We start from the raw sequence: 15083 nt of genomic DNA, 5'->3' as shown, positions 1-15083 counted from the left end.
GCAAGAGGCAGATCAATCCAAACTTTACAAATCTGGGTGCATTAAGCCTTACAAAAACTAAAAAAAATATACTTTTTTAACTATTATTTCTTTTTTCAAAAAGAAAACAATATAATACAAAAAAAATTATATCATATTAAAGAAATTATCTATTTATCTACGTTAAAAAATTAATTTAAAATATTTTTTAAAATTGTTGTGAAAATATTGACAACGTCATAAACATATATTTGTATTATATTTACATACGTTTAAAATACTGAATTATAAGAGGATTTGATATCCATCATTCTTTGATGGTGAGCCGGGAGGGATTCGAACCCTCGACCATTCGATTAAAAGTCGAATGCTCTACCAACTGAGCTACCGGCTCTCAGAAAGTCCGCTGTTTTCTTGCGGTGTGAGCATTGAAATAGTGGTTATTCGCAAAGAAGTCAACCACTATTTTTCATTTTCTTTAAAAAATTTAGTTATGAAACTGTAACCATTCGAACAATACGGTCCGGATCCTGAACCATACCATTTGCCCCGGTTCCCCTTTTAATCTGATCTACATATTCCATTCCCTCGATAACTTCGCCAACAATGGTATATTGACCATTCAAATGCGGTGCCTCTTCAAACATAATAAAAAACTGACTGTTGGCACTGTTTGGATCCATTGTACGTGCCATGCCTATTGTACCACGACGAAAACCCTCTTTTTTTGTGAATTCAGCGGGTAAATCTGGCAAATCACTCCCTTTGGTACCTGTACCACTTGGATCGCCTCCCTGAGCCATAAAACCCTCTATAACACGATGGAAAGGGGTATTATCGTAAAATCCACTTTCCGTCAACGCGACCAAACGTTCCGCTGCCAATGGTGCAAGGTCTGGACGCAATTTTATAATGACCGTTCCATCCTTCAATTTCATATGAATTGTATCTACTGATAGTTTTTTATCATTTTCCATTATTTTTTCACTTTATTTACATGAATAATTTGTTATTTCACGATTTCAAGAACATCTTCTGAAACCTATTATAAGTAGACTTTGGAACAAAGGATGATATATCCCCGCCCAACAAAGCCACTTCTTTTACAAATCTTGAAGCTATACTCCGGTTTTGTTCAGTGGCAACTAAAAAAATCGTTTCGATGTTTGGATCCAAACATTGATTCATTAGACACATCTGGAATTCAAAATCAAAATCTGTTGCCTGTCTTAGACCGCGTATAAGAATTTGCGCATTATATTTTTTTGCACAATCAACTAGAAGATTGTCAAATCCGATAACATCAATATCGCATCCGCTATGGTTTAAGATTTTGCAGACTTCACCAAATTCCTCAATCAGGGCTTCATGAATACATGTCACACGCTCTTCCAAAGACCATAAGGGCTGCTTATTTGCATTTAAAGCGACCCCTATGATTAATTTGTCCACAATACGAACGGCCCTTTTAATAATATCAATATGACCATTCGTTATAGGATCAAATGTGCCTGGATAAAATCCTATTCTCGGCATTCCTTATTCATCCTTATCTTCTGATAAGGATGAATCGGTGTCTGTCTGATTTTCATCACTGTCATCAGAATTATCAATCACAGGAAAAACACTACTGACCGTTTCCCCTTCATCAATACGGAATAAAGTTACCCCCATTCCTGTTCTTGATGTAATCCGTATCTGGTTAACTGGCACGCGAATCAAACGTCCCTTGTCCGTCACCATCATTACATCTGTATTTTCCCATACCGCAAATGTTGCAACAACGGCATCCCCGTTCTTGCCCGTCAGATTTATATTAGCAATACCCAATCCGCCTCGACCACTTACTCGATATTCATAAGCGGAAGTCCGTTTACCAAAACCGGCATTGGTTACCGTCAGAAGAATTTCCTCAGACCGTTGTAGCTCGCTTAAGCGTCCTGTTGTCAACTCTACAGCAGATTCATTATTTTCAACTTCGTCCTCAAACGGATCTTCACTTTCAACAATCGTTTCATCATCACTGGTTTCGGCATTTTCCGCACGTCGTTTCGCATTACTGTAACGTAAATAATCAAGTCGTTCAGAAGTTAAAATATTAACATGATTTAAGACAGTTAAGGAAATAACCTCATCATTATCAGCCAATTTGATACCACGAACACCGGTACTTCCACGTCCGGAAAAAACGCGCAAAGAACTGTCGGTAATCTGAAAACGTATAGCCCGACCTTTATTGGTGGCCAAAAGAACATCCTGACCTTCCTGACAGGTAGCAACCCCTATAAGTCGTTCATGTTCATCTAGTTTCATGGCAATCAAACCGGAAGAACGTATATTTCCAAAATCACTCAGGCGATTACGCCTGACGTTTCCGGATGAGGTGGCGAACACAAGATGCAAGTCTGACCACAATTCCTCATCCTGAGGCAAAGGCAATACTGTTGTCACCTCATCATTTCCTAAATCAGGCAATAAATTGACTAATGCTCTACCTTTTGACGTTGGGCTGGCTTCTGGTAAATGCCAAACTTTTGCACGGTACGCCTTTCCTCCAGAAGAGAAAAATATTACCCATTGATGTGTATGCGCGTTAAAGGATCGTGTAATTATATCATCTCCACGTCTTCCGGCCCCAGTTCTGCCACGACCCCCACGATTTTGAGAACGAAAAGTGTCCAGTGGGGTACGCTTGATAAATCCATCACGTGTTATGGTTACAACCATCTGTCCAGGTTCAATCAGGCTTTCATCAGTTTGGTCGCCTTCATAATCAACAATATCGGTCATTCTTTCACAGACAATTGCAGATCTTACACGAAGAAGTTCATCACGCATAATTTCCATACGACGCAAATGACTCGCAATAATTTCCAGCAATTCCTCAATCCGTTTTGAAACTTCCATTAGTTCACTTTGAATTTTTTCACGTTCCAAACCGGTTAACCGTTGCAATCTCAACTCAAGAATACCGCGAACCTGCACTTCACTGAGATAAACCCTTCCGTCTTTTAATGTATTACCTTCATCTTGGATAAGGTTTAAAAGACTTTGGATATCTTCCGCAGGCCAGGACTGATTCAATAATTGATCACGAGCTGTTACCGTATCCGGAGCCGAGCGGATTAAAGCGATAACTTCATCTATATTAGCAACCGCGATAACCAGACCCAACAATAGATGCGCCCGATCCCTAGATTTTCTTAATTCAAATCGCGCCCGACGCAAAATCACCTCCTCACGGAAGGAGATAAAGGCATTTAACGCATCTTTCAATCCCAATAACTGAGGTTTTCCATTGGTTAATGCAAGCATATTCACACCAAAAGTCGTCTGTAGCTGGGTAAAGCGGTATAATTGATTTAAAACCACCTCCGCAGTAGCATCACGTTTGATTTCAATAACCACCCGCATACCAGAACGATCACTTTCATCACGGATATCGGAAATACCTTCAATCTGCTTATTACGTACAAGCTCCGCAATTTTCTCTTGTAAAGTCGCTTTGTTTACCTGAAAGGGAATCTCGGTGATAATAATGGCCTGCCTGTCCTTGCGAATTTCCTCAATACTGGCACGTCCCCGCACCAGTATTGATCCACGTCCCGTTTCAAATGCATTACGAATACCTGAACGTCCAAGAATAATACCGCCAGTGGAAAAATCTGGACCAGGTACAATTTGCATTAATTGTGCAAGATCCATGTCTGGATTGGCAATTAATGCCAAGGTAGCATCGATAATTTCTCCAGGGTTGTGAGGCGGTATATTCGTCGCCATTCCCACCGCAATACCCGAGGCACCGTTTATTAAGAGATTTGGATAGGCTGCGGGCAAGATAACGGGTTCCTGCTCGCTTTCATCATAATTTGGCTGAAAATCAACTGTATCCTGATTTATGTCTTCCAATAAAAATATGGCAGCTTTCCCCAGACGTGCCTCTGTATAACGCATAGCTGCTGGAGAGTCCCCATCAACAGACCCAAAATTCCCCTGACCGTCAACCAGACATACCCGCATAGACCAACGCTGTGCCATTCTTACCATGGCATCATAAATTGATGAGTCCCCATGCGGATGATATTTGCTCATCACATCCCCAACAGCACGGGCAGATTTACGATAAGGTTTATCAGGGGTCAAACCACTTTCAAACATTGAATATAAAATTCGACGATGAACGGGTTTCAACCCATCTCTGACATCCGGCAAAGCACGACTGACAATTACAGACATGGCATACGCCAGATAAGAGGTTTGCATTTCCTCTTCAACGGTAACAGGGGTAATATCGGTTGAAAAGGATGAAGTATTTTCTGGTAAATCGGTCAAGGCAGATCCATCATTTAATTAATTATAAACTAATCTACAAACAAATAACTTTAAATCAGGTTACAACGTAAGAATGTCTTATGATCTTTGCAAAATAACCCTTAAATAATAATATTCCTATAATATAGAGTAAAACTTATAAGTTTTATAGTGGAAAGAAAATAAATAATTTTATGATCAAAAGCTTGCTAAAAACAAAAATACAAAAGGATTTACTATTTAGATCTAATATTATCACGTCACGATAATAAGATCGTATCTTTTTTTATAACATTCTGTTTATATTTAGTTAGAGTGCGGATCACTAAAAATATACAAGTTATTATCAAACCAATGACATCAATAATATTCCAGTGATCAAAACTTCATCGATAGACTTAGAAGGGAATTTCATCATCCAAATCATTATTACCAGGCATGGAAGCATCCCAACTGGAATTGGATCTATTACCAGATGATGCATTACTGGCTGGACGGGCCGCAGGTGGTGGTGTAAATGAAGATTCCGAACCATAATTATCCATTGAATCTCCAACACTTCGCGCGCTATCCAATAAAACCAGTTCTCCTCTAAATCGGTCAACAACCACATCTGTGCTATACCGTTCAACACCTTGCTGATCAGTCCATTTCCGGGTTCTCAATATACCCTCAATAAAAACCTTGCGACCCTTACGTAAATATTTTTCTGCGACATCAGCAAGACGCTCATTAAAAATTACCACTCTATGCCATTCTGTCAGATCCTTACGTTCACCAGTCTGACGATCGTTCCAGGTATCACTGGTGGCAATTGCGAGAGTAACTATCTTGGCGCCTGTTTGTGCACTTCTAACTTCAGGGTCTCGTCCAAGATTTCCAACCAAAATTACCTTATTAACACTTCCTGCCATTTTATCCTCATTTCTTTATAGTAAAAAATGCTATATCTTTACTTTTTTTCCATCTTTAAAAGAATTATATTCTTTCTATACCATCCTGTAATTTTTTTAAAACAGTAATCACAAGATACAAAACCATATAACAATCATATCATGAAAAATAAATCACCGACTTCGCTTACCCATATTAAAGTGCGTGGAGCAAAAGTCCACAATTTACATAATATTGATGTTGATATTCCCAGAAACAAGATGACGGTTATCACGGGCCTTTCCGGATCGGGAAAATCCTCTTTGGCTTTTGACACTATATATGCGGAAGGGCAAAGACGTTATGTTGAAAGCCTTTCAGCCTATGCACGCCAGTTTTTGGAATTAATGGGGAAACCCGATGTTGAATCCATTGAGGGGCTCTCTCCTGCGATATCAATCGAACAAAAAACAACATCCCGCAATCCACGTTCAACAGTTGGCACCATTACTGAAATTCATGATTATATGCGCCTGTTATGGGCACGAGCAGGAACCCCTTTTTCACCGATTACGGGATTACCAATTGAAGCACAAACCGTCAGCCAGATGGTTGATCGAGTGATGGAATTGTCCGAAGGCACCCGATTGATGTTGTTATCCCCCATTGTACGAAGTCGTAAAGGGGAATACAGAAAAGAGCTTGCGGAACTTCAACGCAAGGGTTTTACACGGGTTAAAATTGACGGGAAACTATATGACATTTCAGAAGCGCCGGAATTAAATCGTAAACTTAAACATACGATCGAGGTGGTTGTTGATCGCATCATCGTTAAACAGGGTATAGAAAACCGATTGGCAGATAGTTTTGAAATAGCCTTATCCCTTTCCGATGGTCTTGCACAAGTGGAGGAGGTCTTACGTAAAGATGAAAAAAGAAAATCAATTCATTTAAGCTTTTCATCACGTTATTCTTGTCCTGAAAGCGGATTTACTCTTGAAGAAATTGAACCAAGACTTTTTTCCTTCAATGCACCCCAAGGTGCATGTCCAGTATGTGACGGTATCGGGACTGAAAGCTTTTTCGACCCAGACCTGATCATTCCCAATCCTGCACTTTCCCTGGAAAAAGGGGCTATTTCAGCATGGAAAAATACTTCACTGCCCTATTATCAACAAACTTTGGCAAGTCTAGCCGAACATTTTCATTTTAAAATCAACACGCCATGGGAAAAAATCCCTGGAAAAATTCAACATGCCATTCTGCATGGTACAGATGAAAAAATTCCGATTCACTATCATGATGAAAAAAAATCCTATACTGTAACTCAACCTTTTGAAGGGGTGATCAAAAATCTAGATAAACGCTATCATTCAACTGACAGTCATATCATTAGGGAAGATCTCAATCGCTTTCGGGCCGATTATCCTTGTCACGCTTGTCATGGCGCCCGACTTAAACCCGAAGCTTTATGTGTCAAAATAAACAATAAAAACATTGCAGAAATTGCAGATTATCCCATCCATCAAGCATTAAAATGGTTTTCCAGTGTTGAAGAAACTCTATCCCCTCAAAAAGCAGAAATTGCCCATCGAATTCTGCGAGAAATTATTGATCGCTTGAAATTTCTCAATGATGTCGGTCTTGATTATCTTACATTATCCAGAGGTTCAGCCACACTATCTGGAGGTGAAAGCCAGCGCATTCGTCTGGCCAGTCAAATTGGATCTGGACTGACAGGGGTTTTATACGTTCTGGATGAACCGTCAATCGGATTACATCAACGAGATAATGAACGATTGCTCGGCACTCTTAATCGTTTAAAAAACCTTGGAAACACCTTGATCGTTGTTGAGCATGACGAAGACACGATCAAGGCTTCTGACTATCTTATTGATATGGGCCCCGGGGCTGGCATCATGGGGGGACATGTCGTTGCCATGGGCACACCCAAGGAAGTGGAAAAAAATCCGGACAGCCTTACCGGCGATTATCTAAGTGGCCGAAAATTCATTGCCATTCCCAAAAAAAGAAGGAAAATAAATAAAAAGCAAATATTAACACTGTGTAACGCAACAGGTAACAATTTAAAAAATGTTACTGTTGATTTTCCCCTTGGAACCTTTATCTCCGTAACGGGTGTTTCGGGGGGTGGAAAATCCACCCTGATCATTGATACGCTTTATAAGGCCCTTTCCAGACAATTGATGGGTTCGAATGCTGTACCCTCTCCATATAAATCCATCAAGAATATTCCATTACTTGATAAAATCATTGACATAGACCAATCCCCCATTGGACGCACCCCCCGTTCCAACCCGGCAACCTATACAGATTTATTCACACCAATTAGAGAATGGTTTGCAGAGCTGCCGGAAAGCCGTGCACGAGGTTACAAGCCAGGACGCTTTTCCTTTAATGTCAAGGGCGGACGATGTGAAGCCTGTCAAGGAGATGGGGTCATAAAAATTGAAATGCACTTTCTTCCAGATATGTTTGTTACCTGTGATACCTGTAAAGGAGCAAGATACAATCGGGAAACGTTGGAAATCAAATTCAAGGGCCACTCCATTGCCGATATCCTAAATCTTTCAGTAGATGAAGCCATACCATTATTTTCATCCGCTCCCAGAATTTACGACCGTCTAAATATACTAAAACAGGTTGGACTTGGCTACATTCATCTTGGACAACAGGCCACCACCCTTTCAGGAGGAGAGGCACAGCGTATCAAACTTTCCAAGGAACTGGCAAGGCGGGCAACGGGAAGAACCCTATATATTCTTGATGAACCCACAACAGGACTACATACGGAAGATGTACGTAAGTTACTGGAGGTTTTACATACACTGGTTGATCAGGGAAATACCATTATTGTTATCGAACATAATTTGGAGGTTATCAAAACCGCTGATTGGGTTATTGATCTCGGACCTGAAGGTGGAAGTGGCGGTGGTGAAATCGTTGCAACAGGAACACCAGAACAAATTGCCAAGTCACCAAATAGTTATACAGGCGTTTTTTTAAAACCACTTTTAAATCAATAATTTATTTTGTAGGGTAATTGATACCCTACAAATTTGGTTTTAATCCATGATGACAAATCAATTTAACTTAAAAATTGTAATTATTTCTTATTCAGATCATCAACAGACGGCTATCAACGGTTTGATTGATTTATTTAATCTGGCAGAATATGCGTGTAACTCATTTAAAAAAATACAGGTCAAGGTAATTTCCAACGATCACGATTTTACAAATTTTCTAGCAAAACAAGATGTGATCATTATTCCTCCCTGTATGAGCGGAATCCATACACCGGATAATATTGGCGAAATAATTAATTTTATTAGACATCATCATTCTCAACAATCCATAATTGCGGCAATCTGTGTTGGAACATTTATTCTAGCTGAAACGGGATTGTTAAATGGAAAGGAAGCCACAACCCATTGGTTATATGCTGATACCCTTCAAAAAAAATTTCCAAAAATCATTGTAAATAAAAGTAAACTTCTGGTTGATAACGAAACTCTTATCACTAGTGGTGGAATCATGTCCTGGGTTGATATTGGATTATATATTGTAGAAAAATTTTTTGGCCATCATATAATGCTAAAAACGACTCAATTCATGAATGTTGATCCACCAAGAGATCTTCAAAATCAATATATGTCTTTTTTTCCAAAACTGGATCATAATGATACAGCCATCCTTAAGGCGCAATATTGGCTTATGAATGCAGATATTCATGATATAAACGTCAAAAATCTTGTTATTCAATCGGGACTTGAAGAACGAACTTTCTTAAGACGTTTTAAAAAAGCCACCAAACTGCTTCCAAAAAATTACATACAGAATTTTTGCATTGAATATGCCAAAGGCCTTCTTGAAACAACCGATATGCCTATTGAACAAATTTCATGGAATCTTGGTTATGCTAATTCAAGTTCATTCAGAAAAAATTTTACCAGGATCACCTGTCTCACTCCAAGGGATTATCGAAACAAATATAAAATCCGTTCAAGATAGATTTAATCCTGAGCTTTCATCAACTTCACTCTCTGATCAATTATTTTAATGTATTTATTGATATTTTGAATAAATAACTGAATGGATTTTTTATCCAGTAATAATTGCGATGTTAAAACACTTGTTATCAAACTTCCCTTATGAAATGACATATGATACGTAAATAACAATGCACCAGATGTGCGATTGGCAACGGACCGATAGGCAAGAACATTTATATCATTTTCAAACTTTAAGGTATCTGTTCTACCACTATTGGTGAATCCCAATCCTTCGCACAATCTTACAGCCTTTTGAAAAGACAGCTTTTGTTTTTTTGCATCCGCAAGAATCTGGCTGGTTGTTTCCAGTTCCTTGGATAAGTGTTTCTTAATATAACTTATTTCCCTTTCAAATCTCCTGACTGAATCATCAATATCCCAGATTTTTACATTGATATTCACAACATCCAATAAACAACCCAATTGATTCATCAAATCGTTATTTTTACGGTAGGTTACTGCACTATAAGTATTAATGTTATTAATATTTAAAAGTTTCATTACAGCAATTGAATAAATGACAGTCAAAAGGGAATTAAGTCTACAATCCAATTTCTTTGCATAATATTCCATGGATGATAAGAGCGATGGGTTAATAATCCATGTATCAACAGCGGTCCATTTTAGAGGCAAGGGATTATCAAAGATTTTCAAAGCCTGTGAAAAATCATTGTCAGGTTTATGAACTTGACGGATATCGCAATCGGCCACCTCTTTTGCATTGAAATATTTCCATACAGGAAAATGCTCATAATATTTTTCTTCTTCGTCAATAGAAATTGAATCTATTAAATCTTTAAGAATTTTTTTTGCTGAATAGGTATCCATGATTGCATGATGTTGAGTAAGGATAATTATGCAACCTTTATTCTGGACAGGATAGATAATTTTCAGTTTTGATAAAACTTGATTATAATCAAGAATGTTATTAACTTCTTTTTCAAGAATCAAATCAAAATCTTTAATTTTTTCCTCGTATCTATAAACTTCAAAATTAGAAACGGGATGAGAATTTCTCTGCAAACACCATTTTTTATTCTGAATGACCAGTTTTTGTTGCAGTAATGGATTTTTATTTACGTAATTTTCCAAAGCAATTTTAAATTGTTTTGATGAAATTTTATAATCCAGATAGAGCAAAGTTACTGCTTGAGATGTTCCCATAAAAACAGCATGATTATTAGCCATCACTGTTTCAATCGTATTTAGATAACGGTCAAACATAATAATATATCGTAATTCATTTTCATTTAAGATAGATGTGCCAAAAATTCATCTTTGGGCATTATTTTGGCACCAGCAAAAGATAATATCCATAACATTGCAGCATGAACCTTTGGCGCGGGCACTTCAACATCGTTAAAGGTTATTTCTTTTGACGCAATACAATCAGGGATCAATGTCACCTGATATCCATAATCTAAGGCTGTCCTGACTGTCGCATCAACGCACATTTGGGACATGGCACCTATAACGATAAGATTTTTATAATTATGTCTATCAAGAACGGACTTCAATTCCGTTCCCTTGAAAGCGTTAGGATAATTTTTTGTAATACATATTTCATTATCCAATGGTTTTACATCCTTATTAATTTTCACCCCTTCAGTATGCTGAACAAAAAAGGGGGCATCCTTCATGGGAAACTGATGTTGTATATGGATGACTGGAATATGATGTTGCCGTGCGGCAGCTAAAACTTCCATGCTGCTTTTACCAACAGAATTCATATTAAATAATGGAAATTTTCCATTTGGATAATAATCATTTTGTAAGTCTATAATGATAAGAACTGTATTTTTCATCAACGTAAATTCCATGCAATAACAGGCTTTATTAAAATACAGTCCAATTAGGTAAATTAATAATAAGTAAAATTGACAAATATCAATGTATTTCAGACAAAATATAAATAATTTATTAATAATCCTGTTAAGTAATTTCTAAACAATTTTTCTTTTTTTGACTGTTATTTGTCTTTTTAATTTATGTAATACTTATTTTATTATGGATAATATACAACCTAAAAATTGAATTATAAATATTAAGAAAGTATTTCAATGAATAACTATAAGGTATCCAGTAATAAAATTATAAATAAAAATAACTCAATATTATATGATGCTTTTAACCCAAATAATATTTCATTTTTATTTGAAAAAATTCAACAAAAACTTTATAAATTGCTTCAAGATAAAACCAAGAAAGGAATTCATTGTATAACTCCGCATGAACTCCTCAATATTGCCCTTCATCTGACAGATCACAAATCCGGTGAGTCAATTATTGAACGACTGAACCAGATTGTTGATTTACACATCAATACTGCAATCAAAGTAAATTCTACAGGATATATGGCCAGACAATTTTCATCGGTCATTCCTGTTTCAGCCATTTATGATGTTGTAAATTCTCTTTGCCCCCAGCCAGCATCATTTTATGAATGCGGCCCCCTACCTAATGTAGCAGACAAAATAATTGCGGAAAAATTTGCTAAATTTTTGGGATGGGAAAATAGTAATTATGGCATGATTTCAACCTCTGGAGCAAGTTTGGCCAATTTAACCGCGGTAATAACCGCCCGCAATAACAAATACCCAAATATCTGGAAAAAAGGAAATGCTGGTCAAAAAAACCTTGTACCTACCATAGCTATAGGAACGGATGCACATTTTTCTGTCAGCCGGATTGCTGGCATTATTGGTCTTGGTCAAGACAATATCATTTTATTACCCCTGAACGCTCAAAGACAAATCTGTATAAAACAAGCAAGGCAAATTTTAAATAAAGCCCATAAAAACGGAAAAGATATTTTCTGTATTATCGCTGCTGCAGGTAGTACAAGCATTGGGGCTATTGATCCCTTAAAAGAATTGTCGGAACTCGCCATTAAATATAAAGCCTGGTTTCATGTTGATGCAGCACATAGCGGATCCTTTCTAGTTTCCGATCAATTAAGAAACCGAGTAGCAGGCTTAACATACGCTGACTCTTTTTGTCTTGACGCTCATAAAACATTATTTGTTCCTGCGGCTTGTACATTATTATTTTATAAAAATGGTGATAAAACAAAGCTGACATTTCCGATTCAAGCCAGTTATGTTACAGAGGAATTCGAAGATGAAATAACAAAATTCGAAAGTGGAACTAAAAATTTCGAATGTACCAAACGGCCTTCCATTTTAAATTTATGGGTTGTTTGGTCTTTATACGGTCAACAATTTTTTGCAACCAAATTAAACCTTCTAGTCAAAACCACCTTTCAAGCATACAAATATCTACAGACTCTAGATAATTTTGAAACCTTGCACAAACCTGAATCCAACATTCTTTGCTTCAGATATTTGCCAAATGAAAAAAAACTATCGAAAGAAAAATTGAATTATTTACAATTAAAAATAAGAGATAAAATCCGTGATGAAGGACGCTATTTCATTTCAAAAGTGGATCTAGATCATATCACCGCCCTCCGTATCGTTATCATGAATCATGAAATCTCAATGGATGATATCGCTGATCTGACCAAACATATTGAAACCGCAGCAAATTCCATTCTTAAAACCTTTTAAATTCATTCCATTCCCATATTTACCCAAGGAGCCCCTATCTTGCATATCCATTCAAACAAGGAATTACTGAAAACTGTTTTTCCTGATTTTTTGTTTAATCCACAATCAATCCAAAATATTGCTCAATTTCCAACGTTTTTATCAACCATTCGCTATTTTGAACGGTTAACGGAAACTTATTTTGATGCAATTCCATTTGAAATACAGAACCAATTTATCCTTAAAAGGTTAAAACAGCTGATCGAGATATGTCGAGTCAACCCTATTTGGAAAGAACGTATTGATCAAGCGATTGGCAAGGAAAAATTAAACGATTTTGAAACCTTCTCCGCCATTCCGCTTACTGATAAAGAAATTTATACAGATTTATTTTCTGGCAAACGTCCAGGTATGATTGTCCCGATCGAAAATGGTAATTTTCAAATTGCCAACAGTGGAGGTACCGCCTCAGGAAGATCTTCCGAAATCGTATTTTCAAAAAAAGAATTAAGGGATACTTACAGATGGGCAGGAAATTTTATCGGAAAACATATTATTTCACGTTATATGGAAGAACAACAGGCCAAATGGATTGGCACCACTCTCTCTGACAGTCAATTATGGAGCAGCGGAACCATGGTTGGTGGAGTTTTACAAGAAATTCCAAATGTTAATTATCTTGGTATCGGACCCATGTCCGCTAAAATTTATCAACGTATTATGCAAAATCCGGGACAAAAAAGTTTCATGGGCATTGTCCGCGACATCGCCATGCTCGTTCCTTATGCAAGTGAATTAAATGATCAACAAAAGGGTAGTTTGAGAATAGCTCTATATGGCAGTGGATGTCTTCCAGAAAAAATTAAATCTGATCTAAAAGATATCTATCAGAATTTAATCATATTGAGTTTTTTTGCTGCCACACAAGCCGAAACTATAGGTTTACAACTCAATCCGGAAAGTTCAATCCTAACAGCTGTTCCCGGTTTACATCTGATAGAAATTGTCGATAAAAACGGAAAATGGGTTCAAGAAAACGAAGAAGGAGATCTTGTCGTCACAAGATTATTTGCAAATGAAGCCCCTGTCTTGCGTTATAGATTAGGGGATCGCGTCATAAGGCGTCCAAATTATACCAGTCGATTTCTCAATTCGATACAGTTTGAATATGTAGGCCGCAGTGACGATTTTATCTCTTTGATAAATCATCAATTTTATGTTCCACATTTCCTGACATTATTATCTAAGAAACTGGAGATTGATTCCATTTTTAGCTTCAACAAAATTGCTGAGGAATTTCAATTCCAAATAAACCAAAATACTGAAACCTTAAATTTAATAATTGCGGTTTCAAATCTTTATGAAATGAAAAATCAATATGATAAACATAAAGACAAAATTTGCGATATAATGATACGATCATTGATTGAATCTGATAAAAAAAACACTCTATCACATTCCCTTTTTGAAAAATTGAAACATAAATGCCAATTCAATATTCATTTTGTTGAAAAAGAATCTTCCATGATATATCGAACAGATGTGGGAAAAACGCCTTTAATTTATAAAAAACAATAATTTGCAATTTATGAATTAAAATTTTTTATGATAAAAATTTAGGCAAAAAAATTACATAACCCCTATAAATCATTGTCTATTTTATAGCAATTTTAAATAAATAATATAAAAAATAGGCATAATGTTTAAATAATAGACATTTTTTATTAAATTGTTCTATTCATTGTTAAAAATTCTCTATATCTTTACACTGGACAGAACTTTCCAAACATTCTTTAATATTGTTATCGTAAACAGTAACAGTATTATCGCTATATAATTTTTATTTGATGAATATAGAGAAACAAGATGATAAAAAAAATCGAAGCCATTATTAAGCCTTTTAAACTCGATGAGGTTAAAGAAGCGCTTCAAGAGATTGGCCTTCAAGGAATTACGGTAACAGAAGTAAAAGGGTTCGGCCGCCAAAAAGGCCATACCGAACTTTATCGTGGTGCTGAATATGTCGTTGATTTTTTGCCCAAGGTTAAAATCGAATTTGTCTGTAGTGCGGATATCGTCGAACGTGCAATTGACATCATCCTCAATACAGCAAGAACTGGCCGAATCGGTGATGGAAAGATTTTTGTTATTCCTGTGGAAAATGCCATTCGCATTCGTACAGGTGAAAGTGGGGTTGAAGCTTTATAATCAATTTTATCTTTTTCATTTTGACAAAATGAAGTATCCCTTTGAGAGTTATAACCATATGGGACGAAAAATATTATCTTTATGGATGACA

General features: G+C 36.7%; 11 protein-coding genes and 1 tRNA gene. 5 read left to right on the top strand and 7 right to left on the bottom strand.

The genetic code is table 11. The features are described from left to right. Positions 1-297: 297 nt before the first annotated feature. From H3R28_RS04715 to ssb, 5 genes are all read right to left on the bottom strand, one after another. Positions 298-373, bottom strand: a tRNA-Lys gene (locus H3R28_RS04715). Between the two features lie 97 nt (positions 374-470). Beyond that, complete coding sequence (locus tag H3R28_RS04710; RefSeq protein ID WP_232351223.1) at positions 471-956, bottom strand: peptidylprolyl isomerase; 486 nt, start codon at positions 954-956, stop codon at positions 471-473. 37 nt (positions 957-993) lie between these two features. Further along, positions 994-1515, bottom strand: a complete 522-nt coding sequence (gene coaD, locus H3R28_RS04705; protein WP_110438841.1) for a pantetheine-phosphate adenylyltransferase — start codon at positions 1513-1515, stop codon at positions 994-996. Positions 1516-1518: 3 nt separating this feature from the next. Continuing rightward, on the bottom strand, positions 1519-4311 hold the full coding sequence (gene gyrA, locus H3R28_RS04700; RefSeq protein ID WP_198209843.1) for a DNA gyrase subunit A: 2793 nt from the start codon (positions 4309-4311) through the stop codon (positions 1519-1521). A gap of 377 nt (positions 4312-4688) precedes the next feature. Next, a complete protein-coding gene (ssb, locus tag H3R28_RS04695) occupies positions 4689-5204 on the bottom strand; it encodes a single-stranded DNA-binding protein (RefSeq protein WP_198209842.1) in 516 nt (171 codons plus the stop codon). Between the two features lie 141 nt (positions 5205-5345). Here ssb and uvrA point away from each other — a divergent pair, with 141 nt between their 5' ends. Both uvrA and H3R28_RS04685 read left to right on the top strand, forming a co-directional pair. Further along, positions 5346-8210 carry an excinuclease ABC subunit UvrA gene (uvrA, locus tag H3R28_RS04690; RefSeq protein ID WP_198209840.1) on the top strand — a complete coding sequence of 955 codons (2865 nt, stop codon included), beginning with the start codon at positions 5346-5348 and terminating at the stop codon, positions 8208-8210. A 46-nt stretch (positions 8211-8256) separates the two neighbouring features. Beyond that, positions 8257-9195, top strand: coding sequence for a GlxA family transcriptional regulator (locus tag H3R28_RS04685; RefSeq protein ID WP_198209838.1), 939 nt, complete (start codon positions 8257-8259; stop codon positions 9193-9195). A 2-nt stretch (positions 9196-9197) separates the two neighbouring features. Here the strand turns inward: H3R28_RS04685 and H3R28_RS04680 are convergent, their stop codons facing one another. Both H3R28_RS04680 and H3R28_RS04675 read right to left on the bottom strand, forming a co-directional pair. Continuing rightward, positions 9198-10460: a hypothetical protein gene (locus H3R28_RS04680; protein WP_198209837.1), complete on the bottom strand. Its 1263-nt coding sequence runs from the start codon at positions 10458-10460 to the stop codon at positions 9198-9200. 26 nt (positions 10461-10486) lie between these two features. After that, positions 10487-11041 (bottom strand): cysteine hydrolase family protein, encoded by a 555-nt coding sequence (locus H3R28_RS04675; RefSeq protein WP_196424487.1) that lies wholly within the window; start codon positions 11039-11041, stop codon positions 10487-10489. A 255-nt stretch (positions 11042-11296) separates the two neighbouring features. Between H3R28_RS04675 and H3R28_RS04670 the strand changes: the two genes are divergently transcribed. The 3 genes from H3R28_RS04670 (at position 11297) to H3R28_RS04660 (ending at position 14992) form a co-directional block, all read left to right on the top strand. Further along, entirely contained in the window at positions 11297-12805 is a 1509-nt protein-coding gene (locus tag H3R28_RS04670) for an aminotransferase class V-fold PLP-dependent enzyme (protein ID WP_198209835.1), read from the top strand. Between the two features lie 39 nt (positions 12806-12844). After that, on the top strand, positions 12845-14362 hold the full coding sequence (locus H3R28_RS04665) for a hypothetical protein (RefSeq protein WP_198209834.1): 1518 nt from the start codon (positions 12845-12847) through the stop codon (positions 14360-14362). A 291-nt stretch (positions 14363-14653) separates the two neighbouring features. Continuing rightward, complete coding sequence (locus H3R28_RS04660) at positions 14654-14992, top strand: P-II family nitrogen regulator (protein ID WP_110439010.1); 339 nt, start codon at positions 14654-14656, stop codon at positions 14990-14992. The last annotated feature ends 91 nt before the right edge of the window (positions 14993-15083 follow it).

Origin of the sequence: Commensalibacter sp. M0268 (assembly GCF_016101925.1) — a bacterium.
GTDB lineage: Bacteria > Pseudomonadota > Alphaproteobacteria > Acetobacterales > Acetobacteraceae > Commensalibacter > Commensalibacter melissae.
The sequence above is the reverse complement of the archived record's forward strand: the minus strand, read 5'-3'. Positions and strand labels throughout refer to the sequence as shown.

What these genes read in the sequence shown, in the direction of transcription:
- H3R28_RS04710 (WP_232351223.1), bottom strand. Translation starts at nt 956, where the DNA reads ATGGAAAATGATAAAAAACTATCAGTAGATACAATTCATATGAAATTG.
- coaD (WP_110438841.1), bottom strand. Translation starts at nt 1,515, where the DNA reads ATGCCGAGAATAGGATTTTATCCAGGCACATTTGATCCTATAACGAAT.
- ssb (WP_198209842.1), bottom strand. Translation starts at nt 5,204, where the DNA reads ATGGCAGGAAGTGTTAATAAGGTAATTTTGGTTGGAAATCTTGGACGA.
- uvrA (WP_198209840.1), top strand. Translation starts at nt 5,346, where the DNA reads ATGAAAAATAAATCACCGACTTCGCTTACCCATATTAAAGTGCGTGGA.
- H3R28_RS04685 (WP_198209838.1), top strand. Translation starts at nt 8,257, where the DNA reads ATGATGACAAATCAATTTAACTTAAAAATTGTAATTATTTCTTATTCA.
- H3R28_RS04680 (WP_198209837.1), bottom strand. Translation starts at nt 10,460, where the DNA reads ATGTTTGACCGTTATCTAAATACGATTGAAACAGTGATGGCTAATAAT.
- H3R28_RS04675 (WP_196424487.1), bottom strand. Translation starts at nt 11,041, where the DNA reads ATGAAAAATACAGTTCTTATCATTATAGACTTACAAAATGATTATTAT.
- H3R28_RS04670 (WP_198209835.1), top strand. Translation starts at nt 11,297, where the DNA reads ATGAATAACTATAAGGTATCCAGTAATAAAATTATAAATAAAAATAAC.